The 264-nt window shown below is 68.9% G+C and carries 1 protein-coding gene; it reads right to left on the bottom strand.

The genetic code is table 11. The features are described from left to right. On the bottom strand, positions 1–264 hold a 264-nt coding region (locus tag SB753_RS38185; protein ID WP_410805309.1), incomplete at both ends, for an ABC transporter permease subunit.

The raw sequence follows: 264 nt of genomic DNA, 5'->3' as shown, positions 1-264 counted from the left end.
CTGATCACGCCGAGCACGAGCGCGCCGAGCGTTGCACCGAGTATGGTGCCGACGCCGCCTGTAATCGCCACGCTGCCGACCACGGCCGCCGCCACCACTTGCAGCTCGATGCCCTTCGCGGTGCTCGCATCGACGGTGCCGAAGCGCGCGAGCCACAATGCGCCCGCGAAGCCGGCAATCGCGCCGGACAGCAGAAAGCCCGCCATCACGCGCCGCTCGACATTCACACCGGCAAGACGCGCCGCTTCAGGATTCGAGCCGATC

Origin of the sequence: Paraburkholderia sp. SIMBA_053 (assembly GCF_046534895.1) — a bacterium.
GTDB lineage: Bacteria > Pseudomonadota > Gammaproteobacteria > Burkholderiales > Burkholderiaceae > Paraburkholderia > Paraburkholderia caledonica.
The sequence above is the reverse complement of the archived record's forward strand: the minus strand, read 5'-3'. Positions and strand labels throughout refer to the sequence as shown.